This is a genomic window from Azospira sp. I09, assembly GCF_009177135.1.
GTDB lineage: Bacteria > Pseudomonadota > Gammaproteobacteria > Burkholderiales > Rhodocyclaceae > Azospira > Azospira oryzae.
Genome location: NZ_AP021844.1, coordinates 3,393,449 through 3,417,955, shown reverse-complemented (window position 1 = coordinate 3,417,955; position 24,507 = coordinate 3,393,449). Strand labels below are relative to the sequence as shown.

21 protein-coding genes and 2 pseudogenes are annotated in these 24,507 nt (G+C 62.9%); 14 read left to right on the top strand and 9 right to left on the bottom strand.

Features of this window, described 5'->3' with window-relative positions:
• Positions 1 to 4 precede the first annotated feature (4 nt).
• The 4 genes from AZSP09_RS16080 (at position 5) to AZSP09_RS16065 (ending at position 3,352) form a co-directional block, all read left to right on the top strand.
• A complete protein-coding gene (locus tag AZSP09_RS16080; RefSeq protein WP_014236617.1) occupies positions 5 to 715 on the top strand; it encodes a winged helix-turn-helix domain-containing protein in 711 nt (236 codons plus the stop codon).
• Positions 702 to 2,141, top strand: coding sequence for an ATP-binding protein (locus AZSP09_RS16075; protein ID WP_014236616.1), 1,440 nt, complete (start codon positions 702 to 704; stop codon positions 2,139 to 2,141). Before AZSP09_RS16080 ends, AZSP09_RS16075 begins: the two co-directional genes overlap by 14 nt.
• A gap of 165 nt (positions 2,142 to 2,306) precedes the next feature.
• A complete protein-coding gene (locus tag AZSP09_RS16070) occupies positions 2,307 to 2,516 on the top strand; it encodes a hypothetical protein (protein ID WP_014236615.1) in 210 nt (69 codons plus the stop codon).
• Between the two features lie 638 nt (positions 2,517 to 3,154).
• Complete coding sequence (locus tag AZSP09_RS16065; protein ID WP_014236614.1) at positions 3,155 to 3,352, top strand: hypothetical protein; 198 nt, start codon at positions 3,155 to 3,157, stop codon at positions 3,350 to 3,352.
• Between the two features lie 73 nt (positions 3,353 to 3,425).
• Here AZSP09_RS16065 and AZSP09_RS16060 read toward each other — a convergent pair whose 3' ends face one another.
• The gene (locus AZSP09_RS16060; protein WP_130460096.1) at positions 3,426 to 4,433 is read right to left on the bottom strand and encodes a sulfate ABC transporter substrate-binding protein; all 1,008 of its coding nucleotides are present in this window, start codon (positions 4,431 to 4,433) and stop codon (positions 3,426 to 3,428) included.
• An 87-nt stretch (positions 4,434 to 4,520) separates the two neighbouring features.
• Positions 4,521 to 5,024: a MarR family winged helix-turn-helix transcriptional regulator gene (locus AZSP09_RS16055; RefSeq protein ID WP_152090612.1), complete on the bottom strand. Its 504-nt coding sequence runs from the start codon at positions 5,022 to 5,024 to the stop codon at positions 4,521 to 4,523.
• A 64-nt stretch (positions 5,025 to 5,088) separates the two neighbouring features.
• On the opposite strand from AZSP09_RS16055, the gene AZSP09_RS16050 reads away from it, so the two are divergent.
• From AZSP09_RS16050 to AZSP09_RS16040, 3 genes are all read left to right on the top strand, one after another.
• Positions 5,089 to 6,534: a DHA2 family efflux MFS transporter permease subunit gene (locus AZSP09_RS16050; RefSeq protein ID WP_232058810.1), complete on the top strand. Its 1,446-nt coding sequence runs from the start codon at positions 5,089 to 5,091 to the stop codon at positions 6,532 to 6,534.
• Positions 6,535 to 6,671: 137 nt separating this feature from the next.
• A complete protein-coding gene (locus tag AZSP09_RS16045) occupies positions 6,672 to 8,006 on the top strand; it encodes a serine/threonine-protein kinase (RefSeq protein ID WP_152090611.1) in 1,335 nt (444 codons plus the stop codon).
• Positions 8,003 to 8,476 (top strand): TssQ family T6SS-associated lipoprotein, encoded by a 474-nt coding sequence (locus tag AZSP09_RS16040; RefSeq protein ID WP_152090610.1) that lies wholly within the window; start codon positions 8,003 to 8,005, stop codon positions 8,474 to 8,476. Before AZSP09_RS16045 ends, AZSP09_RS16040 begins: the two co-directional genes overlap by 4 nt.
• A 72-nt stretch (positions 8,477 to 8,548) precedes the next feature.
• Here AZSP09_RS16040 and AZSP09_RS16035 read toward each other — a convergent pair whose 3' ends face one another.
• Both AZSP09_RS16035 and purM read right to left on the bottom strand, forming a co-directional pair.
• Entirely contained in the window at positions 8,549 to 8,866 is a 318-nt protein-coding gene (locus tag AZSP09_RS16035; RefSeq protein WP_014236608.1) for a c-type cytochrome, read from the bottom strand.
• Positions 8,867 to 8,952: 86 nt separating this feature from the next.
• Entirely contained in the window at positions 8,953 to 10,002 is a 1,050-nt protein-coding gene (purM, locus tag AZSP09_RS16030) for a phosphoribosylformylglycinamidine cyclo-ligase (protein WP_014236607.1), read from the bottom strand.
• 75 nt (positions 10,003 to 10,077) lie between these two features.
• Here purM and AZSP09_RS16025 point away from each other — a divergent pair, with 75 nt between their 5' ends.
• The 7 genes and pseudogenes from AZSP09_RS16025 (at position 10,078) to AZSP09_RS15995 (ending at position 15,441) form a co-directional block, all read left to right on the top strand.
• A complete protein-coding gene (locus AZSP09_RS16025) occupies positions 10,078 to 11,157 on the top strand; it encodes an AI-2E family transporter (protein ID WP_152090609.1) in 1,080 nt (359 codons plus the stop codon).
• Between the two features lie 16 nt (positions 11,158 to 11,173).
• Positions 11,174 to 11,845 (top strand): DnaA regulatory inactivator Hda, encoded by a 672-nt coding sequence (hda, locus tag AZSP09_RS16020; RefSeq protein WP_043798932.1) that lies wholly within the window; start codon positions 11,174 to 11,176, stop codon positions 11,843 to 11,845.
• A 19-nt stretch (positions 11,846 to 11,864) separates the two neighbouring features.
• Positions 11,865 to 12,527: an HAD family hydrolase gene (locus tag AZSP09_RS16015; protein ID WP_152090608.1), complete on the top strand. Its 663-nt coding sequence runs from the start codon at positions 11,865 to 11,867 to the stop codon at positions 12,525 to 12,527.
• Positions 12,528 to 12,597: 70 nt separating this feature from the next.
• Positions 12,598 to 13,983 (top strand): polynucleotide adenylyltransferase PcnB, encoded by a 1,386-nt coding sequence (gene pcnB / locus AZSP09_RS16010; protein WP_152090607.1) that lies wholly within the window; start codon positions 12,598 to 12,600, stop codon positions 13,981 to 13,983.
• 15 nt (positions 13,984 to 13,998) lie between these two features.
• Entirely contained in the window at positions 13,999 to 14,472 is a 474-nt protein-coding gene (folK, locus tag AZSP09_RS16005; protein ID WP_152090606.1) for a 2-amino-4-hydroxy-6-hydroxymethyldihydropteridine diphosphokinase, read from the top strand.
• A pseudogene (locus AZSP09_RS16000) lies at positions 14,469 to 14,633 on the top strand (DMT family protein); the annotation flags it as partial. The gene folK and the pseudogene AZSP09_RS16000, both read left to right, overlap by 4 nt.
• A 478-nt stretch (positions 14,634 to 15,111) precedes the next feature.
• A complete protein-coding gene (locus tag AZSP09_RS15995) occupies positions 15,112 to 15,441 on the top strand; it encodes a hypothetical protein (protein WP_152090604.1) in 330 nt (109 codons plus the stop codon).
• Between the two features lie 757 nt (positions 15,442 to 16,198).
• On the opposite strand, the gene AZSP09_RS15990 is transcribed toward AZSP09_RS15995, so the two are convergent.
• From AZSP09_RS15990 to AZSP09_RS15970, 5 genes and pseudogenes are all read right to left on the bottom strand, one after another.
• Positions 16,199 to 17,707: an SMODS-associated NUDIX domain-containing protein gene (locus AZSP09_RS15990; protein ID WP_152090603.1), complete on the bottom strand. Its 1,509-nt coding sequence runs from the start codon at positions 17,705 to 17,707 to the stop codon at positions 16,199 to 16,201.
• Between the two features lie 15 nt (positions 17,708 to 17,722).
• Positions 17,723 to 19,498 (bottom strand): phospholipase D-like domain-containing protein, encoded by a 1,776-nt coding sequence (locus AZSP09_RS15985; RefSeq protein WP_152090602.1) that lies wholly within the window; start codon positions 19,496 to 19,498, stop codon positions 17,723 to 17,725.
• A complete protein-coding gene (locus AZSP09_RS15980; protein ID WP_152090601.1) occupies positions 19,495 to 23,085 on the bottom strand; it encodes an AAA domain-containing protein in 3,591 nt (1,196 codons plus the stop codon). The genes AZSP09_RS15985 and AZSP09_RS15980 overlap by 4 nt, the downstream gene beginning before the upstream one ends.
• Positions 23,086 to 23,359: 274 nt before the next feature.
• Positions 23,360 to 23,572, bottom strand: a pseudogene (locus AZSP09_RS15975) (IS30 family transposase); the annotation flags it as partial.
• Positions 23,565 to 24,392 (bottom strand): hypothetical protein, encoded by an 828-nt coding sequence (locus tag AZSP09_RS15970; protein ID WP_152090600.1) that lies wholly within the window; start codon positions 24,390 to 24,392, stop codon positions 23,565 to 23,567. The gene AZSP09_RS15970 and the pseudogene AZSP09_RS15975, both read right to left, overlap by 8 nt.
• Between the last annotated feature and the right edge of the window lie 115 nt (positions 24,393 to 24,507).

Here is a 24,507-nt window from a genome sequence, read left to right as displayed (position 1 = left end):
CGTCATGGCCGCCCCCCGCATTCTTCTGGTCGAGGACGACGAGCGCCTCGCCGAGCTGACCGCCGAATACCTGAGCAAGAACGACTTCGAAGTCGCCATCGAACCCCGGGGCGACACGGCCTGCACCCGCATTCCCGCCGACAATCCGGACGTGGTGGTGCTGGACGTGATGCTGCCCGGCAAGGACGGTTTCGAGGTCTGCCGCACCGTGCGCCCCCATTACCAGGGCGTGATCCTCATGCTCACCGCCCGGGACGAGGACATGGACCAGATCCTCGGCCTCGAGCTGGGCGCCGACGACTTCATATCCAAGCCGGTGCAGCCCCGGGTACTGCTGGCCCGGGTGCGGGCCCTGTTGCGCCGGGCCGGCCCCAGCGAGGGCAGCGAAGGCGGCGGGGCCGGCGACGAGCTGGTGTTCGGCCGTTTCCGCATCAACCAGGCCACCCGCAGCGCCGAACTGGGCGATGCGGCCATCGACCTGACTACCGCCGAGTTCGACCTGCTCTGGCTGCTGGCCTGCCACGCCGGCACCGTGCTGTCCCGGGACGACCTGCTGCAGCGCCTGCGGGGCATCGGCTTCGACGGCCTGGACCGCTCCATCGACGCCCGCATCTCCCGCCTACGCAAGAAGCTGGGGGACGACCCGGACAATCCGGCCCGCATCAAGACCGTGCGCGGCAAGGGCTACCTGTTCTCCCGGCATGACTGGAATTGACCCCCGCCGCCTGCCGGAGCAGGAGGTAGAAGCAGCGCCGGAGGACAACAGCCCGGGCAAGGAACGGAGGGAGTCGGAACAGCGCTTCGCCCGCCTCTCCCGCGCCCGCTACAGCCTGTCCCGGCTGTTCTTCAATTTCTACCTGCTGGCCATGGGCTCCTTCGTCGGCATCGCCATGATCGCCGACTTCGCCATTTCCACGGCCCTGCAGGGCATCACCGACGACTACGCCAAGCGCTTCATGCGCGGCACCATCGTCCTCATCGAGGACGAGCTGCAGCGCTATCCCCGGCACCAGTGGGAAAAGCAGATCAAGGCCCTGGACGAGAAATTCGCCTACCGCCTGGTGCTGGAAGACCTGGACCAGGTGCTCCTGCCGCCCAAGCAAAGGGAAAAGCTGGAACTGGGCGACATCGCCATCGACTCCCACCGGGACATCATGTTCCACCGCATCCGCGGCGGCGACAAAGTGCTGGTGGTGGGCCCCCTTTCCCCCGACCTGAACCCGGAGTACCAGCGCGCCATCCCCCTGGAACTGCGCATCCGGCTGATGACCTGGACCGCCATCGGCCTGGGCTTCGCCGTCCTGGTATGGATCTGGATCCGGCCCATCTGGCGCGACCTGGAATCCCTGCGCCAGACCGCCCGGGCCCTGGGTGAGGGCCGTTTCGAGACCCGCGCCCCGGCGGCCCGCAGCAACCTGTTCGCGCTCCTGGCCGACACCCTCAACGGCATGGCGGAGCGGGTGCAAAAACTCATCGCCGCCCAGCGGGAGCTTTCCAGCGCCATCTCCCATGAACTGCGCACCCCCATCGCCCGCCTCCGCTTCGCCCTGGAAATGGCGGCCGACACGGACTGCCGCGACGAACGCCAGCGCCACTGGAAAACCATGGAAGAGGACCTGGAGGAGCTGGACAACCTGATCGACTCCAGCCTCACCCACGCCCGCTTCGAGCGGGAGCGCCCCACCCTCAACCTCACCTCCATCGCCCTGGTGCCCTGGCTGGAGGAGGAGGTGGACGACCTGCGCATACTGGCCGGTCAACTGGCGGTGGAGGTGGACCTGGGCCATCTGCCGCCCAACCTGATGGCCCGCCTGGACCGCAAGTCCATGCCCTACGCCGTGCGCAACCTGCTGCGCAACGCCTTCAAGTACGCCAAGACCCGGGTCCGGGTCAGCGCCGAAGTACAGGACGGCCAGGTGCAGATCCACGTCGAGGATGACGGCATCGGCGTACCGGCGGACGAACGGGAGCGTATCTTCGACGCCTTCACCCGCCTCGACCGCTCCCGGGACCGCACCAGCGGCGGCTACGGACTCGGCCTGGCCATCGTGCGCCAGGTCATGGAGGCCCACGGCGGCCATGCCAGCGCCGGCGAGTCCAGTCTCGGCGGCGCCCGCTTCACCCTCTCCTGGCCGGGCTGAAAGCCCGTGCCCAGGCGGCCCGGGGCCGCTGGCGTTACATTGCGTTACAAACGCTCACGCTAGCGGCCATGACGCCAGGCCGCGTCCTGCCTAGAATGCAGCCCATACCGTGCCGGATGGCTCCACGGCCGTCCGCGGTATGCCCGCTCCACTAGCCCATCTTCAATGCCCCTCCCATCCGTCCCCGACTGCCTGCTGCGCTGCAAACGCCGTTTCAAGGCCACCTTTCCGGCGGCGGAGAGCCTGGGCGTCCTGCTCGGCATTCTGGGTTTCGACCTGGTCACCGAAGGCCGCGCCAACCTGCCCAAAGCCCTGCTGGCCACCGCCCTCTTCGCCATCGCCGTCATGGCCTGGCGCTTCTGGCGGCGGCGCTGAGCGCCCCCCTCCCCGCGCCACTGCCGAACGGCCCCGCCCCCTCGCCTGCCAAGGCTGCGCATGGGGCATTACAAACCGTCAAAGTCCCTCACCCCCGGTTACACAACCCTCCTGCAATCGCCACAGACGGCAGCCGGGGGGCTCCCTAGAATGGACTCTGCGTTGACAGCGCATGACTCCCCCAAAGTCCCATCCACCTCCCCCCCCCTTCGGATGGGCACCCTCTCCACCCCACCTCCCCCGGTGGGGTTTTTTTTGCCCGGATTTTCCGCTCCGGGTCTGTCTCCCGCCACACCCCGGGGGCTGTTACAAATGGAGAGGAGGACCGCCACAGACCGTTACACAAGGGCCCAGGAATCGCCACAGACGGCACCGCCGGGCCTGCCTAGAATGCATCCATGCGTTGACAGCGCATGACTCCCCCAAGACCCATCCCCTCCCTCCCTGGATGGGCCTCCTCTCCAACCCCGCCGCTCTCGGCGGGGTCTTTTTTTGTCACGCTGTCACACGCGGTCATCAAAGCGCATGGGCCGTTACCGGTCGCTACAGGGAGGCGACAGACGCAACCCGGGGTCCTGCCTAGAATGACCCCATCGACAACTACAAGGGCCCAGGCCCTCGCCTCCGGGAGAATCCACATGCAAGACAAGACCATGACCGCCAATGCCCGCAAGATCCTGCTGCTTACCGCCAGCGCCTTTTGCCTGTCGTCCGCGGGGGCCTATCTGGCTGCGGAAACCTTCAAGAGCGGCAACGAACGCCGCACCACGGAGCGCACCCAGCAGCGCGGCGACAACGACAGCCGTGCCAGCACCAACCTGGCCCTCGGCCGCTAAGCCCCGATCATTCAAAAAGAAGCCCCGGCCTTCCTGAGGAAGGCCGGGGCTTCTTGTTTGTGGTGCCGAAGAATCAGCGCTTGGTCTGGATCTGATCGTAGATGGCGCCGTCGGCGAAGTGGGCCTTGGTGGCATTGGTCCAGCCACCGAACAGCTGGTCGATGGTGAAGAGATTCACCTTGCCGAACTGCTTGGCGTACTTGGCCGCCACCTTGGGATCGATGGGCCGGTAGTAGTTCTGGGCAGCGATTTCCTGGCCAGCCGGGGTATAGAGGTACTCCAGGTAGGCCTGGGCCTGCTTGCGGGTGCCGTGCTTGTCCACATTCTTGTCCACCACGGCCACCGGGGGCTCGGCCAGGATGGAGAGGGAAGGCGTGACGATGTCGAACTTGTCCGGCCCCAGTTCCTTCACTGCCAGATAGGCCTCGTTTTCCCAGGCGATCAGCACATCGCCCTGGCCCCGCTCGACAAAGGTGGTGGTGGAGCCCCGGGCGCCCGTATCCAGCACCAGCACGTTCTTGTACAGCCGGGCGACGAAGTCCTTGGCGCTGGCGTCGTTGCCGCCCGGCTGCTTGAGGGCGAAGCCCCAGGCCGCCAGGTAGTTCCAGCGGGCGCCGCCGGAGGTCTTGGGATTGGGGGTGATGACGCCGATGCCCGGCTTCACCAGGTCGTTCCAGTCCTTGATGCCCTTGGGATTGCCCTTGCGCACCAGGAAGACGATGGTGGAGGTATAGGGGGAGGCATTGTGGGGCAGCTTCTTCTGGTAGTCGGCGGCGAGCAGGCCGCGCTCGGCCAGGGGATCGATGTCGCCGGCCAGGGCCAGGGTCACCACATCGGCCTCCAGGCCGTCGATGACGGAGCGGGCCTGCTTGCCGGAACCGCCGTGGGACTGCTTGATGGTCAGGGTCTCGCCGGTCTTTTCCTTCCAGTGCTTGATGAAGGCGGCGTTGAAGTCCTGGTACAGCTCCCGGGTGGGGTCGTAGGAAACGTTGAGCAGGGTGGCGTCGGCCAGGGCCTGGCCGGCGAAGGCCAGGGACAGGGATGCTGCCAGGGTGGCGATGAGCTTGCGGGGGTGAGCCATGATTTCTCCCAGGAGGTGATATGCGATGGGAGAAGTCTAGGGCGCTCTTTTTATAAGAAGAAATACTGTTTTGTAAATTGTTTATATCTATAAAGGAATATTAAACCCACTCTCCGGATCGACAGGACCTTTGGCCAGCAGGCCTTCGGCCCGCTCCCGGACCGTTTCCAGGATGTCGATCATGGCCTCCAGCTGGGCCGGGTCCAGCCCCGCCAGCAGTTCGGCCCGCAACTCCTCCACCGTGGCTTCCATGCTCTCCGCCAGCTCCAGACTGGCGGCAGTGAGCACCACCCGTTTGCTGCGCCGATCCCGGGGATCGGACTGGCGCTGCAGCCAGCCCTGCTTTTCCATGCGGTCCAGGAGGCGCACCAGGGTGGGCGCCTCGATCCCCAGGCGCTCCGCCAGGACGGCCTGATTGCAACCTTCCGGCTGGCGCCGCAGGGCAATCAGGGCGCGCCAGCTGGCCTGGGAAAAGCCCAGGGGCCGCAGGCGCCGGTCCAGGGCCGTGCGCCACAGGGCCGCCGTCTGGTGCAGCAGGACGGAAAATCGCTGCTGGGGCGGGAACGTCGCTTCAGGCTGGCGGTCTGACATATAGTTAGCATGCTAATTATTTGCTGATACAATCATTTTACTCAGCCCCCGCTCCGGAGTCACCGTGTCATTTTCAAGCTCTCCCCGCAGCCTGGAAGCCCTGCAGGCCCGCCATGGCGGACGTTACCCCTGGCTGGTCCTGGCGGCCATGGCCTGCGGCATGGTCACGGCCGTGCTTTCCGCCACCATTTTCAACGTGGCCATTCCCGCCCTCATGGCGGACTTTCACCTGGGCCAGGACCGGGTGCAGTGGGCCGTCACCGGTTACATGGCCGCCATGACCGTGGCCATGCTGCCCACCGCCTGGCTCATCGAGCGTTACAGCTTCCGCCGGGTCTTCCTCGGTGCCGTGCTGCTGATCGGCATCGGCAGCCTGGGCGGCGCCCTGGCCTGGAACTTCCCCTCGGTGGTGGCCATGCGCATCGTCCAGGGCCTGGCCGCCGGCCTGCTGCAGCCCATGAGCACCCTGCTGGTGCTGCGTCTCTTTCCCCTGGAGCGCCAGGGCCGGGCCATGGGCATCCTGGGTTTCGGCATCATCCTGGCGCCGGCGGTGGCACCCATTGCCGGCGGCTTCCTGGTGGACCATTTCGGCTGGCGCGCCATTTTCCTCATCACCGTGCCCGGCAGCCTCGCCGCCCTGGCGGCGGGCCACCTGCTGCTGCCCCACAAGCCGCCAGCCCGGGCCGAGCACCCCTTCGACTGGACCGGCCTGTCCCTGCTCACCCTGGCCATCCTCAGCCTGCTGCAGACCGTCGGCGGCCTCCACGCCCACGGCCTGCTGTCGCCCCAGAGCGGCATCGGCGCCCTGGTGGCGACCGCCGGCATCGCCCTCTTCCTGCGCCACGCCCGCCGGGTGCCCGGGCCGATCCTGGCCCTGGGCCTGTTCAGCGAACGGGCCTTCGCCATGGGCACCCTGGTGTCCTTCATCTTCGGCGTCGGCCTCTACGGTTCCACCTATCTGGTGCCGGTGTTCCTGCAGAGCATCCTCGGCTACAACGCCGCCACGGCAGGCCTGGCCCTGCTCCCCGGCGGCATCGCCCTGGCCCTCATGACCCCGGGAGCCGGCTACCTGGCGGACCGCATCCGGCCCCATCGGCAGACGGCCCTGGGGCTGCTGCTGTTCGCCATCTCCTTCGTGCTGCTGGCGCTGCTGGCCGGCATTTCCTTCGGCCTGCCCCTGCTGCCCACCCTGATGGGCACGGTGGTCATCGGCCGCATCGGCCTGGCCCTGATCCTGCCGGCCCTCAACCTGGGCTCCCTGCGCCCCCTGGCCCAGCGCCTGGTGGGCCAGGGTTCGGCCCTGCTCAACTGCACCCGGCAGCTGGGAGGCACCCTGGGCATCAGCCTGGGTGCCGTCTATGTGGAATGGCGCAGCAACCACCTGGGCCAGCCGGCCGGCAGCGCCCAGGCCTTCGCCGAGGTCTTCGCCCTGGTGGCCCTGGCCTTCTTCCTGGCCCTGGGCGGGGCCCTGGCCATGGGCAAACCGGCCACGGCGGCCACGGCCGCGTGACGCTAAGCCGGCCCGGCGCTGGGGATGGTCAGGGGGCGGACAGGTTCTGTTAAACTTGCCCGTCAGAGTTCGGACCCCGGGGTGGAGGGAGCTGTTGCCGTCCCGGATTGACCGACCCCAATTTCCGTAAGAAGCGCATGACCATTCAACAACTGGGCCGCTACCGTATCGACGGAGTACTCGGCGAGGGAGCCATGGGCGTGGTGTACCGCGCCTTCGATCCCCTGCTGGAACGGGTCGTGGCCATCAAGACCATCAAGTTCGACGCCAGCCTGTCCGAGAAGGAGAGCTTCGAGCGCCGCTTCTTCCGCGAGGCCAAGTCGGTCGCCCGCCTCAGCCACCCGGCCATCGTCACCCTGTACGACGCGGGCAAGGCGGAGGACGTGGCCTACATGGCCATGGAATTCCTCGAAGGCCGGGAACTGCGCCGCTTCATCAGCGAAGCCGGCCCCCTGCCCTATACCCGCATCGCCGACATGATGGCCGCCGTTGCCGACGGCCTGGACTACGCCCACCGCCAGGGCGTGGTGCACCGGGACATCAAGCCGGCCAACCTCATGGTGCTGGCCGACGGTGCCGTGAAAATCACCGATTTCGGCATCGCCCAGCTGCAGACCGGCAGCAAGACCATGACCGGCCACATGCTGGGCACGCCCAAGTACATGGCGCCGGAACAGATCATGGGCCATCCGGTGGATGGCCGGGCCGACATCTTCTCCCTCGGCGTGGTGCTCTACCAGTGGCTCACCGGCGTCGCCCCCTTCGACGGCGAAACGGTCACCACCATCATGTACCGGGTCATCAACGAAGGCCCGGTGCTGCCCACCCGGCTCATGCCGGAACTGCCGCCGGGCTTCGAGGCCATCCTGGCCAAGGCCCTGGCCAAGTCGCCGGAGGAACGCTACCAGACCGCCGGCGAACTGGCCGCCGATCTGCGCCGCTACGCCGAGCTCGGCTCCCCCGGCCCGGTCCTCGGCCTAGCCGCCCAGCCCCAGCCCCAGCCGCGCATTCCGCCCAGCCCGTCGGAAGAGCCGACCATGCTGCTGGCCCATCCGTTCACGGACACCAATCCCCTCAGCCTCTCCCCGGAGAGCGAGGAAGCACCTGCCTCACCGCCGGCCCGCCGCGGCAAGGCGCTGTGGCTGGGCATCGCAGCGGTGGCCATCGCGGGAGGCGCATTTGCCCTGCTGCCCACGGATCGTAGCGCTGGCAACGGCACCCCATCTGCCGCTCCGGCCAGCAATGCCGCACCCGAGCCCCAACCCGCTGCCCGGGTGGACCTGGCCATCGCGCCCTGGGGTGAAGTGGTGGTAGACGGCGACCCCAAGGGCATCTCACCGCCCCTGGAAAGTATCGAGCTGCTGCCGGGCCACCACGAGGTGGAAATCCGCAACGGCCAGTCCGAACCCCATCGCCTGACCCTGGAACTGGGCGCCGGCGACACCTACAAGATCAAGCACAAATTCAAATGAGCACACCTACCGCCATGCGATCCCTCTCCTCCCTGCTGCTTGCCTCCTTGCTGGCCCTGGCCGGTTGCGCCAGCCAGAACACCCCGCCTCCGGCCGCCGAACCGGCGCCCCCGCCCGAAACCGCCAAACCGGCTGAACCGGTGAAGACGCCGACCGCGCGCAAGGCCGAAAGCGAACTGGCCCGGGGTATCAGCGCCTACGAAAACGGCGACTACAAGAGCGCCGGCCAGACCCTGCAACAGGCCCTGGACCTGGGCCTGCCCAACCGCATCGACCAGGCCCGGGCCTACAAGCACCTGGCCTTCATCGCCTGCGCCTCCCGCCAGGTGGACAGCTGCAAGGCCAACTTCCGCAAGGGCCTGGCCGCCTACCCCAAGCTCAGCCTGACCAAGGCCGAATCCGGCCACCCCATCTGGGGCCCGGCCTTCCTCGAGGTGAAGGCGGAAAGCACCAAGAAAAAGGCCAAGTAGGCCTTTCCTGCAGACGCAAAAAAGCCGGCAATCGCCGGCTTTTTTGTTGGCATTGTCGGGATCAGCCCAACTTCACTTCAGGCTGAGAATCCATTTGGCCAGGGTGGTGGCGTCGGCCTCGGAAATGGCCGGATTGGGCGGCATTTCGGCGCCGCCCCAGACGCCCTTGCTGCCGCCGCGAATCTTCTTCGCCAGATCGGCTTCGGCGGTTTTCACGCCGGCGTACTTCTGGGCCACGTCCTTGTAGGCAGGGCCCAGAACCTTGGCGGAGACCTGGTGGCAGCCGACGCACAGCTTGGCCTTGGCCAGTTCTTCGGAAGCCTGGGCCAGATTGGCGGACAGGCCGGCGGCCAGGATCAGGCCGGTAACGATGACAGCGGATTTGCTCACTTCTTACCTCCAAGCGGTTTTTTTTATGGGGAAACCGTAGCTTGCCCGGACACCGCAGCCCGGGCAAGTCCTGTATGCGGTGAGGCTCAGTTCACCTGGGTCTGGGCCTCGTCGCCCTGACGGGCGCGGATGTCGCCGATCTGCCACACCTTCTCGCCGGCGGCCTGCAGCAGCTGGATGGCCTGGCGGGCGTGTTCCTGGGCCACCACCACCACCATGCCGATGCCGCAGTTGAAAACCCGGTGCATTTCGTCGTCGCTGACATTGCCTTCGGCTTGCAGCCAGTCGAACAGCTTTGGACGCTGCCAGGAGGACTTGTCCAGGATGGCCACGGTATTTTCCGGCAGCACCCGGGGCACGTTCTCGGTCAGGCCGCCGCCGGTGATGTGGGCCATGCCCTTGACCGGCAGGGTCTGCAACAGGGCCAGCAGGGGCTTGACGTAGATGCGGGTGGGGGCCATCACGGCATCGGCCAGGGTGGCCTCGCCGTCGAACTTGGCGTTGAAGTCGGCGCCGGAACGCTCGATGATCTTGCGCACCAGGGAGTAGCCGTTGGAGTGGGCGCCGTGGGAGCCCAGGCCCAGCACCACGTCGCCGGGGACGATGGACTTGCCGTCGATGAGCTTGCTCTTTTCGGCGGCGCCGACGGCGAAGCCGGCCAGGTCGTATTCACCGTCCGGGTACATGCCGGGCATCTCGGCCGTCTCGCCGCCGATGAGGGCGCAGCCGGCCTGTTCGCAGCCGGTGGCGATGCCCTTGATGACGTCGGCCGCCGCATCCACGGAGAGCTTGCCGCAGGCGAAGTAGTCGAGGAAGAAGAGGGGCTCGGCACCCTGCACCAGGATGTCATTGACACTCATGGCCACCAGGTCGATGCCCACGGTGTCGTGGCGGTTGAGCTGGAAAGCCAGCTTCAGCTTGGTGCCGACGCCGTCGGTACCGGACACCAGCACCGGCTCCTTGTACTTCTTCGGCACTTCGAAAAGGGCGCCGAAGCCGCCGATGCCGGCCAGCACGCCTTCCCGCATGGTCTTCTTGGCGAAAGGCTTGATGCGCTCGACGAGGGCATCGCCGGCGTCGATATCCACGCCGGCGTCACGATAGGAAAGGGAGGTCTTGCTGGTATCTTGGGTCATGGTCGGGAAGGGCCTGGCATCCGGAGTGATAGAATGGGCGCCGGAAAGCTATTGAAAACCCGCATTTTAGCCCAAATGACCGAAGATCGGCCCGACAACCGCGCCCAAAGACTGCAGGCCCTGCTCTGGCTCGGCTTTGCCGCGGCCTGCGTCTGGCTGCTGCTCGCCCTTTCCCCCATCCTCACCCCCTTCCTGCTGGCCGCCATCCTGGCCTACATCGGCAATCCGGCCAGCGGCTGGCTGGCCCGCCACCGGGTACCCCGCCCCCTGGCCGCCCTGCTGGTGATCCTGGGCCTGATCGGCGCCCTCACCCTGCTGGCCCTGACCCTGGTACCCCTGCTGCAGAAGGAAGTGAGCCTCATCGCCGAGCGCCTGCCGGCTACCCTGACCCTGCTGCAGACCAAGCTGGACCCCTGGCTGCAGAAGCGCCTGGGCATCGACCTGCCCCTGGACCCGGCCAGCTTCAACGCCCTGGTGCGCAAGAACCAGGACGCGGCCCAGCAGATCCTCGGCCACGTGCTGACCACCCTCGGCAGCAGCGGCCTGGCCCTGGTGGCCTTCGTCGCCAACCTGCTGCTCCTGCCGGTGGTCATGTTCTACCTGCTGAAGGACTGGGACAGCCTCCTGCACCGTATCGAGGACCTCATTCCGCGCCGCTTCCACAACCTGGCCCTGCGTCTGGCCCGGGAAGTGGATGCGGTGCTGGCCGAGTTCCTGCGCGGCCAGCTGGCGGTGATGCTGCTGCTGGCACTCTACTACAGCCTGGGCCTGTGGCTGGCGGGGCTGGAATTCGCCCTGCCGGTGGGCCTGCTCACCGGGCTGCTCATTTTCATTCCCTACGTCGGTTTCGCCACCGGCCTGCTCCTGGCCCTGGTGGCAGCCCTGCTGCAGTTCCAGGGCCTCGGCCTGGTGCTGGCGGTGGCCATCGTCTATGGCGGCGGCCAGATTCTCGAAAGCGTGGTGCTGACCCCCTGGCTGGTGGGCGAGCGCATCGGCCTGCATCCGGTGGCGGTGATATTCGCCCTGATGGCCTTCGGCCAGCTGTTCGGTTTCTTCGGCATCCTCATCGCCCTGCCCGCCTCCGCCGCCCTGCTGGTGGGCCTGCGGGAACTGCAGCGGCATTACAAGGCCAGCCCCTTCTACCTCAACTCCTGACCCCATGCTGCCCCCCATGCGTCAATTGCTGCTGGACCTGATGCCCGAGTCTCCGCCCTCCCTGGCCAACTTCGTCGGCGACGGCAACGAGGAGGCCCTGGCGGCCCTGGCCGACTGGTTTTCCGGCCCCCAGCCCCTGTTCCTGCTGTGGGGCGAGGCGGGCAGCGGCAAGAGCCACCTGCTGCAGGCCTCCGGGCTGCATTATGTGGACGGTGCCCAAGACCCGCTCCTGGCCGGCGCCCCGGCCGAGGCCGAGGGCCTGGCGGTGGACAACGTGCAGGCCCTGGCCGAGGCCGGCCAGATCGCCCTCTTCAACCATTTCAACCGCCTGCGCCTGGCCGTGGAAAACGGCCGGCCGGGCAAGCTGCTGGTGGCCAGCGACCAGCCGCCGGCGGCCCTGCAACTGAGGGAAGACCTGCGCACCCGCCTCGGCTCAGCCCTCATCTTCCGCCTGCGCCCCCTCTCCGACGAGGAGAAGCTGGCTGCCCTGGCGGCCCAGGCCGCCGACCGAGGCCTCAAGCTCTCCCGGGAAGCCCTCACCTACCTGATGAACCGCAGTTCCCGGGACATGCGCACCCTGGCCGCCCTGCTGGCGGCCCTGGACCGCTACTCCCTGGAACACAAGCGGCCCATCACCCTGCCTCTGCTGCGCGAAGTGCTGCAGCATGCCGGCGACTCCACCGTCTAACCCTTCCGAAACAGGCACGATGAATCTCGCACTCTTTGATCTCGACAACACCCTCCTGGCCGGCGACAGCGACTTCGAGTGGGCCCAGTTCCTCATCGGCCAGGGCGCCCTCGACGGCGAAATACACGCCGCCCAGAACGAGAAGTTCTACGATCAGTACAAGGCCGGCACCCTGGACATTTACGAGTTCCTTGATTTCCAGCTGAAGCCCCTGGCCCGTCACTCCCGCGCCCAGCTGGACGCCTGGCACCAGGAATTCATGGCCCGCAACATCCGCCCGATCATGACCGACCAGGCCCGGGCCAAGGTGCAGGAGCACCTGCAGCGGGGCGACCTGGTGCTGCTGGTGACCGCCACCAACGCCTTCGTCACCGGCCCCATCGCCCGGGAATTCGGCATCCACCATCTCATCGCCACCATCCCGGAACAGCGGGACGGCCAGTTCACCGGCGGCGTGCGCGGCACCCCGTCCTTCCAGGACGGCAAGATCACCCGGGTGGAGGACTGGCTCGAAGCCCAGGGCCTCAACTGGGGCAGCTTTGCCGACAGCTGGTTCTACAGCGACTCGCGCAACGACCTGCCCCTGCTGGAAAAGGTCAGCTGCCCGGTGGCGGTGGACCCGGACCCCATCCTCAAGGCGGAGGCGGAACGGCGCGGCTGGCCGGTAATCAGCCTGCGCTAACCGCCCCGTACGGATATAATGCCTTGTTTTTTCAGGCGGACGAACCGCCAGATTGCATAAAAAAACCTACATGATCCGCAAACTAATTTCCCGGGTGTTTGGCGGCAAGAACAACGCCGGCAAGAGCGAAACCCGGAACGCCCGTAGCGGCGGCCACGGCGACAGCGCCGCCATCATCCCCGTCAAGAACCACGGCATCCGCCGCGAGCAGCTCAGCTCCGGCGCCCGCCGCACCGTCGAAGGGCTGCAGAAGGCCGGCTACAAGGCCTACGTGGTGGGCGGCGCCGTGCGCGACCTGCTGGCCGGCATCCCGCCCAAGGATTTCGACGTGGCCACCAACGCCACGCCGGAACAGGTGCGGGCCTGTTTCCGCCGCTCCCGCATCATCGGCCGCCGCTTCCAGATCGTGCACGTGATGATGGGGGCGGAGACCCTGGAGGTCACCACCTTCCGCGCCATCCACGCCAGCAACGCACCCACCGACGAACACGGCCGGGTGCTGCGCGACAACGTCTTCGGCACCATGGCGGAAGATGCGGCCCGCCGCGACTTCACCGTCAATGCCCTGTACTACGACCCGGCCGACGAGACCATCCACGACTACCACCACGGCGTCGCCGACCTCAAACAGAAGACCCTGCGCATGATCGGCGATCCCAAGGTGCGCTACCGGGAAGACCCGGTGCGCATGCTGCGGGCGGTGCGCCTGGGGGCCAAGCTGAACCTGGCCATCGACCCGGCCGCCCGGCGTCCCATCCGGGAGATGTCCGAGCTGATCGAAAACGTGCCGCCGGCCCGCCTCTTCGACGAAATGCTCAAGCTGCTAACCTCCGGCTACGCCGTGCGCTGCGTCAAGCAGCTGCGGGAAGAGGGCCTGCACCACGGCCTGCTGCCCCTGCTCGACGTCATCCTGGAGCAGCCCTTGGGCGAACGCTTCGTCATGCTGGCCCTGGCCAACACCGACGAGCGGGTCCAGGCCGGCAAACCCACCTCCCCCGGCTTCCTCTTCGCCACCCTGCTGTGGCACGAAGTGCTGGGCCAGTGGGAAAAGAACAAGGCCAACGGCGAGCGCCCCATCCCCGCCCTCTTCGCCGCCATGGACGAGGTGCTGGACGTGCAGGCGGAAAAGCTGGCCATCACCCGCCGCATCGCCGGCGACATCAAGGACATCTGGGCCCTGCAGCCCCGCTTCGAGGCCCGCTCCGGCAAGAAGCCCTACGCCGTGCTGGAGCAACCCCGCTTCAAGGCCGGCTACGATTTCCTGCTACTGCGCGCCGAGTCGGGCGAGGTGGACAAGGAGCTGGGCGAATGGTGGCGCCGCTTCCTCAACGCCGAAGACGAAGAGCGCCAGGCCATGCTGCTGCCCGAGGCCAAGGGCGACAAGAAGCGCCGGCGTCGGCGCAAGAAGCCGGCCGGCGGTGGTGCCGGCGTGGGCGAAGGCGGCAGCGGCGACTAGGCCGTGGCGAGTTCCATGCATCGCGCCTTCATCGCCCTGGGCGCCAATCTGGAAGATCCGGCAGCCCAGGTCCGCGCCGCCCTGGCGGACCTCACCGGCAGCGGCGACATCGCCCTAGTCGCCGCCTCCTCTCTCTACCGCACGGCCCCCATCGGCGCCGACGGCCCCGACTACATCAACGCCGTGGCGGCGGTGGACACCCCCCTGCCGCCGGCCGGGCTGCTGTCCCGGCTGTTCGCCGTGGAAGCCCATTTCGGCCGTACCCGCAGCTACCGCAACGCCCCCCGCACCCTGGACCTGGACCTGCTGCTCTACGACGACCAGGTGCTGGACGGCCCCGAACTGACCCTGCCCCACCCGCGCCTGCATCTGCGCGCCTTCGTCCTGGTGCCCCTGGCGGAGATCGCTCCGGACCTGGCCCTGCCCGGCCGCGGCAGCGTCGCCGCCTGGCTGCCGGCGGTGGCCAACCAACGGATCGAGAAACTATGAGCCTGTGGACCGAACTGCCGGTGCTGTGGAAGACGGTGTTGCTGCTCTCCGCTTCCAACGTCTTCATGACCTTCGCCTGGTATGCCCACCTGAAGAACCTGGCGGACAAGCCCTGGTGGATCGCCGCCCTGATCTCCTGGGGTATCGCCCTCTTCGAATACCCCTTCCACCCCCAAGTCCGTCCTTAATGGACAGCACAAGGTATATTTAAAATCAACAACATAGAAATTATTCGCCTGTCCATTAAATTTTATTGATTGATGGACAAATTCAGACCCTTTTGTCCATTTCTCTGACCAAGTGAGTATTCTCGTCAAACTGGTCATTGATCCGCATAGGAAAGTTGCCGCCCAGTTGCATGTGCGTATTCTGACCTAATATTGCCACCCGTTATGATGGAAACTGGCCGGCTGTTCTGGTTGAAACTGGCCACCCGTAATGGGTCAATGTAGGCCAGAACATCAGGACGTCCCCGATTCGCGCGCCCCCACTTTCCGCATCGACTCGCCTCGCATGGGCAGGCGCCCTGATTCGGTGGCTGATCCTTTTCTCCCCCTGCCTAAAGTTTCATGCCGGCGTGCCGATAGTCAAAGTTGAGGTGGCGTGTGCGCGCTCATCCGCAATCTATGGGAGGTCCCCATGTCAGTCCATTCCGTGCCTGCATCAGGTTCGATAACTAGCACCTTGCCTATTCAGGCCCAAGGCAAGTCACAGTCACCGACCGCAAAACTGAGTCAAGGCTCAGAAAAAGCCCAATCCAATAGTGCCGCCATTACGTCCGCCAGCAACGCGGCGGCAGCCCTGCAGGAAGCCACCGAGACGGCCGCCCAAACTGCTCAGGAAGCGGCAAAAGGTGATCGGCAGGCGCAACGACTACTTCAGAAAGCGGCAGCCGCAAAGCCATCGACCACACCCACCGTCAATACCAGCGGGCAGGTAATTGGGAAGATCGTCAACACCAAGGTTTAAGCTTCGAGTGTAATGGCATGTTTGGTAAATCCCGCTTCGGCGGGGTTTGCTTTTGGGTCGATAACTCAACCTCCGCTTCTCCGCACCTGACGCGCTCCGCTTGCCTCCTGGCTCGTTCGGCTTCGCCGATCCGAGTCCAGGCTTTGTTCTCTTGGCAAACCCGTTTAAGACGAATCCATCAAAGAAAAAAACCGGCCAAATATTCCTACGAAGGGTCGGACGAGATATAGCCCCTCTTCAATATTGACAGTGGCCATGTTTAAGCATTATCGCCGGCCGGTTTGCAAGCATTATTGGTGGCTGATTTCAACAGAATATGCAGCATGAAAAACTATCCCTGGAGGCATAACGGATCCGCGTTGGAACGGTTATGCCTTCGCTGCTGAAAGCAGGCAGTGCTGTTGTTGATGCCCGAAAACGACTCAATACAGCGGAATGCTTAAGCATTACTTACCAGTACCGAAATACTTTTCGGGACAAAAACTGCCACGAGTTGAGATTCCGTTTCTCGGGGTAAGCAGCCGGTGACTGTTCCAATGAAAAATGGCCGGTTCTGATTCCAGACCGGCCATTTGTGTTTCGAGTAGGGCAACTATCTGACTACGTTGGCTTCGTGCCCATTGCAGCCAATCACCGCTCAGGGCATAAATGACGGCTATGCAGCGGTTGCTGATCACCTCCTGGGGCGACCACGATTGCCGATGGTTCGCCCCCGGGCGACGCAGATCCGGGTAAGCGCTGCCGGACCACCGACGTCTCAACCGATGCCTGCATCCAGTATCCAGGACGAATGGTCGGAGATTCTGGTCAACTGTCGCTGTCTGGCTGCGTCGTATCCGAGGGCGCGAATCAGCGCTGGACTTGCCCACATGACATCGGGCTTATTATTGTGGCCACGCAGCGCTTTCAACTCCACGATCTGTTTGGGGGTTGGCACCAAGGCGAACACTTCGGCAATCAGCACTTCAAAGCACTGAAAGTAGTCTGTCCAGCGAATGCCCTCGACTCGGCGTCCAATGTAGTCGAAAGCGGGGGCTCGAAAGTTCGAGGAACTCAGCACTCCCGTTTCAATGAGCTCTTCGTTGAACTCTCGCCAAGGGGAGGTTTCCCGGCCGCGGCCCTCAAGGTACCACTGAACGAATGCCTCGATAGACCGCCGTGGAACGAAAACCCGAAGATCGTCCCTGCTGTCCTGATCGATCGGAATCTTGCTGTCGGCCTTCACCCCCAGGTTGGCTAGCTTCGCGTTCGCAGTGCTGAATGCCTTGAGAACACCGCCAACGGGTTGAAACTGGTCAATGCGATTGCCCTTGGTCAGCAGAAACTGACCATCGACCTCAATGCGAACAAGTGAGGAGATGGAGAATCGTATCTCAGTTTCGTCACCGATTTCTTCGGGGATCTTTAGGCCGATGGCGGATCCTTCGCCGCACACGTTGAGTTGCTGCGAGAGGTCCGTATTTACGGGGTCGACGAAGAACCTGCTGGCAGCCGAAACACCGCGTTCGTAGAGGTCTGCTTTCTCGCTGTCGTTCAACTTGAACTGCGTACTGGAGAAACGTCCAGGGTCAATCTCGATCAACCCTGCCAACTTCTTTGTCTGTACGTCGTAATTGTCGCGCCCATCCAGCATGGCGCCCATGATGGCCAGCAGGTATTCTCGGTAGCCCTCAGGAGCAAACGGAAGCGATGCTGACCTGGAATGAAGTCTGAAGCCAAGTGTTTCATTCCCATCGAACAAGGACAGTGGAAAGTTGCTAAGAACGCCACCGTCAACCATCAGGTTCCGGCCTAATTGCACCGGCTCAAAAACGAACGGGATGCTCATCGACATCCGGACCGCCTCGGCTACCTCCAAATTTGGTTGGCTCTCGGCATCCAAAACAACAATAGTCCGTTCGGTGAGATTGGTCGCAACAATACGAAGATGCTTGGGGCAATCCTTGAGAAGACGGACCCCTTTTTTTGCAAGATGGTTGTAAATCCAATCTTGGAACAGCTTTCCCCGGTAGAGGCCTAGCCGTTTTGCAAAGGCGAGGCGTGCCAAACTCGCGCGATCGAGCAACGAATCGAACTGGACCCCTTCTAAGATCAAACGCATCTCCGCAGAGGTGTAGCCGGCCGCGTAAAGCGCCGCAACGATTGCTCCAGCAGACGTCCCGCCCACCCCCTCGAACGAAATGCCGCGGCTCTCAGCGACTTGCAGGGCGCCGACGAGTGCGATGCCTTTGACGCCACCACCTTGAAAAACTCCATATTTGTACATTGCTGAGTTCAGTCCTTATGCTTCATCCGACTTTGCAGATAGGCCACCATCGCCCCTGGCAGCATCGAAGTTATCGATGACTGCTTTAGCGATTCCTTTCGAGTTCACCATCAGTCCGATCTCTCGCCGAACGTTCGACTCACCCGGGTCGGCAGAAAGCCAATTTTGGCTGCTTATCAGGACGTCGTCATCATCCCAGGCCAGGATTTTGGCGTGCAGCTTGGGTGAGAGAATCGGCTGCACTGAAGGTGCCGGACTACCATTGGAGGAAGTCGATACTCCAGCCGGCCGCTCACTCGCCACACCGTAGAACACCCGCGCCTCGATGCCGTTCTCGCGTACGGCGGTGATGGCGGGTAAAATAACAGAGGGACGGGCGGCTGAGCCAATCTGATGGCTTGTCACGAACATTCGGCGACGGGCGGCGTCTCGTGCAGTGCGTGCGAACTGAGCGTGCTGCGGGCCAAGCACCAGCGTTACCTTCGCTTTTTCACCTACTGGTGGCTTCTGAAGGCGAGCGTCTGAAGCGAGTCTGGCCATCTCGCTCGTCAGTTCCGTCCAGTGGCGATCACTGCCACGTGTCAGGTCAGCGATTTGCTCTAGAACGGCCCCAACGACGCCGGGATCGCTGAATCGAATGGATGCCTCGTAGTTTTGGAAGCCAGACGAAAGCCAGTTGCATGAGCCGACGGTCGCGGAGAGGCGCCCCGACTTACCATCGTCGCATACGAGAATCTTGGCGTGTGACCGCGTTGAAAAAGGATGCACGCGGACACTCAGGCCCAGGCCTTCGGTGTCGATGGCTGTGCGAACTTTGGCGATGGTCTTCGCCGTGGTCACTGCGTCCGTCTTGTTCTCGTTTTCTCCCCACAGTACATCGACGATTGCTCCCCGCTTTGCGGCCGCGATGAGCGACGCCTGCACCTGCTCGAACCCGTGCTCGGAGATGAATGTTGAATGGATGATGATCCTGTACTTGGCCTTCTGTATCGCCTCGTGGAGTACAGCTTCGTGCATTTTTCCGCCAAGGATCAGGTCCTCCGGCCTAAATACTGCATCGATGGGCTGCGGTGCAGGTCTGTCCGCGAACGGAATCTGGCGCCCAGGCTCGTGGTGCGGTGACCTCATGGCCATCGGGGAGGGGGCTGCAGTGCGCGCTGCTCGCTTCACCAACTCGACAAGTTCAGCCGGTGCTCGCGGTGGCAGTCCCTCGACGTTGTCCCCCCGGACCGTAGCGATTGCGAACCGATTGACCAACTTCTCCGCGGTGGGCTCGATTCCGAGGAACTTCTCATCGTCTTCAAAAAGGGTTGCGAGAACACCGGCCGTGTCATCGAATGCGTCGATGTCGCGCGGATTCAACCAGACCAGTCGTTCCCTAGCGGCGCGCCTCTCGACTACGTGCTTCTCGAAAAAGGGCATCTCGCGACTTCGGTAGAGCGTTCCAGTGACCTTGTCGATCACGAAGTGCATCCAGCGGCTTGTACTCTTGGCCAGCTTTGGAAGCTCCTCATCGCCCACGACGCTTCGCCCGGCCACTGTTGCACTGAAGACAACTCCGTTGCTCTCCTGATGCAACGTGACCCAACCTGCCCGCATCAACCGAATGAGAGCCTCCAGCACAAGGCGCTGTGGAACATCGCCAGCGACGGCGAGTTCTCCAACGGTCCGAGGTTTGTTCGTCAACGCCGCAAGGAGAACGTGTTCGGCCAGGCTCCATGGTCTTCCTTTCTCAAGGAAGAACTTGCGCTTTCCTTTTAGCAACGGGATCGCAACACGTACGACGCTCATTTGCAGCTCTCGAGCAACGTCTGGAATGGAACACGCTTGACATCGCCCTTGGCTTGTCCGCTATCGAGTCCATCGAGCAGATTCCTCAGGAACTCCATCCGACTTTCGTCTGGCGTGCCACGAACCGCGTGCATCACTTCCTTGAGGAACTCCGTGCTCGCGATCAGGACGAGCTGCCATTTTGCACGGCTCAGAAGAACGTTCATCCGCCTAGCGTCGCTCAGGAAGCCGAGTGCGCTTTGTACGGAGGAGTGGTGGTTGTTACGTACGAGCGAGACCACGACTACATCTGCTTCGCTGCCCTGGAACGAGTCCACGGTGTGGCACCACTGGCCGTTGAAAGAGGGTGAGCGGAACATCTTTAGGTGGCTGAGCTTCCTGTTCAGTTCGTCGCTGATGGCTTCGTTCAGTGCTCGGCGTTGTCGCCCGTACGGAGACAAAATTGCCAGCGTCGGTGCTTCCGTAGCGTCCTGGGGGGCGCTCCTCAGCAGACCCAAAGCCTCAATAGCCGCCCGCACTTCGGCTGGGTTGTGCCAAGCTGGGTACTGATCGCCTTGCTTCTGGTTCGGTGTCGACTGGACGTATGGCATGTCGATCACCACGATGGGAGCTAGGGGAAGCCGATTTTCATCTGCGGAGGTGAACGGTCTGGGCTCGACTGCGAAGCGCTTCTCACATGTCGGATCGGTCTTGAGATTCCCGTAAAAGCAGTTGGAGACAAGCTCCGCAATCGCGGGGTGCATACGATGCTGCGCGGTCAGCTTCTGCGCGATCGGGCGCCCGCCCCTACCTTTCGCCTGCCGCTTGAACTCGGCTTCGATAGCCGATTCGAAGAACGTGAGAAGTCGCAGTGCCTCGGAGCAAAGGACCGGTAGTTGCGACTTGTCCTCCGCAACGTCCTCCAGCAATTCCTCCGTCGCTGCATCCCTGAGGGACCGGCCAATGAACTCTTCGCCAAGCTTCATCGCTTCGTGAATCCGGTCAGGTTGCGCGAGCAACTGCTTGAGCTGGTCGGATGCAAACGCCGGAAGCTGCTTGTGGTCGCCGATCATGAGTCTGCGGTGCGAGAGAAGCAAAGGGGACACGAGTTCGCTTCCCGTTGCCTTAGCGGCTTCCTCGACGATTGCCCAGTCGAACTGGCCCCGCTCGTCGATCAAACGCTCTAGCTCTCCCGAGTTGGTTGTCGCAAATACGACGTTAGCAGCACGTGCGACCACTCCTTCGAAGGTTCGGAGCGCCTGTTCTGCGCTTCTGCCGGCGACTGCTGCGGTCCTTCGTCCGGCAGACTGAGAGGGATCCGCTGCCTTCGCCAGATCCGAAAGGGAGCGTTGCAGCCTCGTCGGGACCTCCTTGGCTAGAGGACTGGCTGCGAGCCGCCTGACCAACCGGCGTGTCTGTTCCCCGATGTCGAACTGGCTAGGGGCCTCAATCGCATCGCGCTTGCTGGAGCGCACGACGAGTGGACCGCTGGAGTCGTTCGCCTTCAGAACGCCAGCCAGCTCGTCCATCAGATGGTCGATTGCCGCGTTGCTTTGGGCGGTCAGCAGCAAACGAGAGGTCGGCTCGTCAGCGAACCGCCGGGCTACTAGATCGCGTACAAGCCGCGTCTTTCCAACTCCGGGAGGGCCCTGCACGAGGAATAACGGCAGGGTGGAAGTGAGCTGCTTCAGCGCCAGTTGCTTCGGCTCGTCGAGCTTCATGAAAGCGGCATCCTCGATAACCGTGTCATGGCTGTCCAGTACATGGTGTCTTGGATCCACGATCATCTGCAGTAGCTCATGATGGGTTTTCAGCGCTTTAAGCGCCTTGAGACGTCGACGGAACTGAACGTCTCGCCCCACCGATGCAGGAACCATGATAGGTTCATACAGAAACGGTATCGCATCGGGCCCATCGAATAGGAATACGTCTGGCTGACCCGGCCGTTGGATGACCTGCCGAAAAGTCCATTCGGTATCTGTCGACTCTCTTTCGCCAAGCGAGCGGGCATCCGCGAGAATCCAGCCCTCGGACCCGAGTCCGTCGGCTTCCAGTCGCTTTATGAATCGGTCAGTCGGTGATTTCAGGTCCAGAGAGTCCGAGAGGGCCATTCGCTCAGGATCTAATCGCAGTTGGACGCAAAGTCGGTCGTTGCCATGTTCCGCAGTTTCGCGCAGGTGCTCGGGCAAAGGCTGCAGTTCTACAGCGTACGCGTCGGCCGCTGCATAGACTGCTTCCAGCAGTTGGAGCAGCGTCAGAGCCCTGTGAGCTGTCTGTTCGGAAGAAAGCGGTGCGTTGATCTGCCCGAAGTCGCTCCGCATTTCATCCCAGGACATGAGCTTGCCACGAACACGCGGGAACAGGTCGGATGCATCGCGCAGCCCCAAAATCTCGAGCGACTCAGGCTGCAGCCTTCGTTGGTCGAGCAGGTTCACCGGAGCTGGCGCGTTTGCATCCACGGCTTCGCAGTAGGCGAAATCCCAGCTTAGAGCCATGGTCTTGGGCGCGCGGAACTCCTGCAAGCGGTACAGGAGGTGCTTGCCGCGCAGCACCAGACGAAACTCGTTCGATGCATCTGGCTGCCGCACGCAGAGCAGCAAAGGCTCACTGGCCAGATCGTCCTTGACGAACTGAAGCTGTGCCTGGAGATCGTCCATCTCGATGTCGAGTCCCGACGCGTTGCGGATTCGCTCGCCCAGCCGGCTGGTAGGGCCAATCCGGATCGCGAGATGGAGCTTGGCCCTACGATTGGCCGCCTCTGCCCTCAGTGCGCCAAGGACGCCATCGATCCTCGTGACGACCGCATCTCCATCGAGCGGCTGTCTGGGATTCATCTGCACGATGAGTCGAAGGAGGCGCGCCTCTTCGAGTGTCAAATATTCTGCGATCTCGAAGGGCGCGATCGCTGGGTCGAGAACGCGCTGGCGCTTGGCCCCCAACAGGTCAGCGGCGAGAAGGCCGAAGTCCTTCCAATCCTGTGAGAATGAATCGAACGTCCGGGCTGCGCCCGCGGCGGCGCCTCGGTTCGATACGCCTTCTACGCTGGCGATCCGCATCGTCCACTCGAATCCAGTGAGCTGGAAATCCGGTTCGGATCCTCCGGCCGTGAGCACAGACCACGCATCAATGCTGCGATGAAGCATCCCCTGCGCATGCAGCGTCTCCAGTCCGTGCGCAAGCAGCTTCAGGTTGGCCCACACACGCAACCGGCTTGCGGTGCTACGAGGCTGCCGCAGCCAATGGCTACTGGGGCCGTTCCGAAGCAAGAACTCGAGCGGCTGTCTCTGACCAGGCGCGATGATCAGGTAGAAGCCCCTGGTGTCGAACCCCGCGTCGTGAAGACGTGAGATGCAGGATGCGGAACCCGGATAGCCGGCTAGGCGGTGTAGTTGCCTCAGTTCGTGGCGCCAAATCTGCTCGAGTTCGCTGTCGGACGCCTTGGGGCTCCTGCGCCACTCACGGATAAGTACCGAATTGCCGTCGGGGTCTTTTCCTCCAACGATACCGGGGCGGCCAGTCGCCACATCAGGCTTCTGCAGATAGTCTTCATCGACGATGTAAGTAGCTAAGAAGCCATCTTTTCGGCGTCGTCTGGCGGTTGAATTCATAGAGTTCCGTGCCGTCTTTGCGAGACTATGACAAATTGCATTAATCGTTGAAGCCCTTTGCGAAGGGGGGACGTCTGGCCAGCAATGCTAATGCCATTATAGCGATATGCTCAAGCCTGATTTGCCTAGCCGCAGCAGATAGGCGGATCAATGCACGGCCGAATGGGGTGATTGCTGAGCCCTGCTGACATTGAGTGGCCCGCGCGGCTGACCGTAACTGGCCTGAAGTGGTCACCCGCCTTGCTAACGCAAGTAGCGGCTCTTGGCTGCGGATTCAACCGGTGGATGCAACAGCTTGGTAAAACCGCTGTGCGGGTGTTTCGTAGTTTAGGGTTTTCCTGGGGCGCTCGTTCAATCGTCATGCAATCGCGTTGAGCTTGGTCTGTGAGTAGGGAGACAGATCGATCCCTTTGGGCAAATACTGCCTGACCAGACCGTTGGTATTTTCATTCGATCCACGTTGCCAAGGGCTCTGGGGATCACAGAATATGCCTCATAACATCGGCAATACTCGGATTTGAGCCAAGAGCCTTGATCTCAGCACACATCTTTTGGTCTTCGAGCTCGTAATGATGAGTAAGCGCCACGACAATATCATTTTCACTCAGAGGGAATAGATGGCGCATTCCATCCGTTAGCTTTTCGAAGAACACAGCAATTACCTCAGTTGCGTGCCCAACGAAAGACGGTGCAAGTTCAAAACTTTTTCCCATCGTATGGCAGTAGCCGAGACCAATTTCGCTAAATGAAATATGCGGACTCTGTTTTATGTATGTTTCCAAACTTACCTTGGCTCCGATATCCCCATACGCGTGAACAACGGAATTTCTAAGCTCTCGAAAATGGTCAATCTCAGTCCAGTACTGATTGGCGGAGGAAAAATCAACGTCTGCAGATTTTTCGAGCCAGGCTCTGTAAGCTATGGCACTTCCACTTTTTGCCATTGGCGCCCTAATGTTCAGACATTTTCGAAGTAGCTCGCAGTAAAAAGCCAACGTAGCTTCGAAGAAGCTGTACAAAGTAAGCAACATGGCACTTCTGTGCATATTGGGATAAGTGTGCTCACGATCAAAAAACTCGTCCACGAAACTTTCTATGACGCCCTGAGCAATATCTGGATGATCGGCAACATCCACTTCCTTCCACATATTCTCATTCGTCTTTTCAATCTGAGCGACCAGTGCAGTCTCAACGACATCATGGTGGTGGCTTATAAACTCAAGCTCTCGGCTGATGATTCTCCATCGTTCGAGAAGCATTAACTGAATATGAAGTTTGTCGACCTCTTGCTCAGTGCGTTGTGACATTTTTCAGACCGAGTGTTGGAGATAAGGGACGCGGCTTGCCGGCGATGGCCCCCATAATCGAATGGTTATATTTCCGGCTTTGAGTGGTGATCGTGGATTCAGGTACATTCATTGA

Excerpts from the sequence above, each read along its gene's own strand:
- AZSP09_RS16080 (WP_014236617.1), top strand. The coding sequence starts at position 5 with ATGGCCGCCCCCCGCATTCTTCTGGTCGAGGACGACGAGCGCCTCGCC.
- AZSP09_RS16075 (WP_014236616.1), top strand. The coding sequence starts at position 702 with ATGACTGGAATTGACCCCCGCCGCCTGCCGGAGCAGGAGGTAGAAGCA.
- AZSP09_RS16070 (WP_014236615.1), top strand. The coding sequence starts at position 2,307 with ATGCCCCTCCCATCCGTCCCCGACTGCCTGCTGCGCTGCAAACGCCGT.
- AZSP09_RS16065 (WP_014236614.1), top strand. The coding sequence starts at position 3,155 with ATGCAAGACAAGACCATGACCGCCAATGCCCGCAAGATCCTGCTGCTT.
- AZSP09_RS16060 (WP_130460096.1), bottom strand. The coding sequence starts at position 4,433 with ATGGCTCACCCCCGCAAGCTCATCGCCACCCTGGCAGCATCCCTGTCC.
- AZSP09_RS16055 (WP_152090612.1), bottom strand. The coding sequence starts at position 5,024 with ATGTCAGACCGCCAGCCTGAAGCGACGTTCCCGCCCCAGCAGCGATTT.
- AZSP09_RS16045 (WP_152090611.1), top strand. The coding sequence starts at position 6,672 with ATGACCATTCAACAACTGGGCCGCTACCGTATCGACGGAGTACTCGGC.
- AZSP09_RS16040 (WP_152090610.1), top strand. The coding sequence starts at position 8,003 with ATGAGCACACCTACCGCCATGCGATCCCTCTCCTCCCTGCTGCTTGCC.
- purM (WP_014236607.1), bottom strand. The coding sequence starts at position 10,002 with ATGACCCAAGATACCAGCAAGACCTCCCTTTCCTATCGTGACGCCGGC.
- AZSP09_RS16025 (WP_152090609.1), top strand. The coding sequence starts at position 10,078 with ATGACCGAAGATCGGCCCGACAACCGCGCCCAAAGACTGCAGGCCCTG.
- hda (WP_043798932.1), top strand. The coding sequence starts at position 11,174 with ATGCGTCAATTGCTGCTGGACCTGATGCCCGAGTCTCCGCCCTCCCTG.
- AZSP09_RS16015 (WP_152090608.1), top strand. The coding sequence starts at position 11,865 with ATGAATCTCGCACTCTTTGATCTCGACAACACCCTCCTGGCCGGCGAC.
- pcnB (WP_152090607.1), top strand. The coding sequence starts at position 12,598 with ATGATCCGCAAACTAATTTCCCGGGTGTTTGGCGGCAAGAACAACGCC.
- folK (WP_152090606.1), top strand. The coding sequence starts at position 13,999 with ATGCATCGCGCCTTCATCGCCCTGGGCGCCAATCTGGAAGATCCGGCA.
- AZSP09_RS15995 (WP_152090604.1), top strand. The coding sequence starts at position 15,112 with ATGTCAGTCCATTCCGTGCCTGCATCAGGTTCGATAACTAGCACCTTG.
- AZSP09_RS15990 (WP_152090603.1), bottom strand. The coding sequence starts at position 17,707 with ATGTACAAATATGGAGTTTTTCAAGGTGGTGGCGTCAAAGGCATCGCA.
- AZSP09_RS15985 (WP_152090602.1), bottom strand. The coding sequence starts at position 19,498 with ATGAGCGTCGTACGTGTTGCGATCCCGTTGCTAAAAGGAAAGCGCAAG.
- AZSP09_RS15980 (WP_152090601.1), bottom strand. The coding sequence starts at position 23,085 with ATGAATTCAACCGCCAGACGACGCCGAAAAGATGGCTTCTTAGCTACT.
- AZSP09_RS15970 (WP_152090600.1), bottom strand. The coding sequence starts at position 24,392 with ATGTCACAACGCACTGAGCAAGAGGTCGACAAACTTCATATTCAGTTA.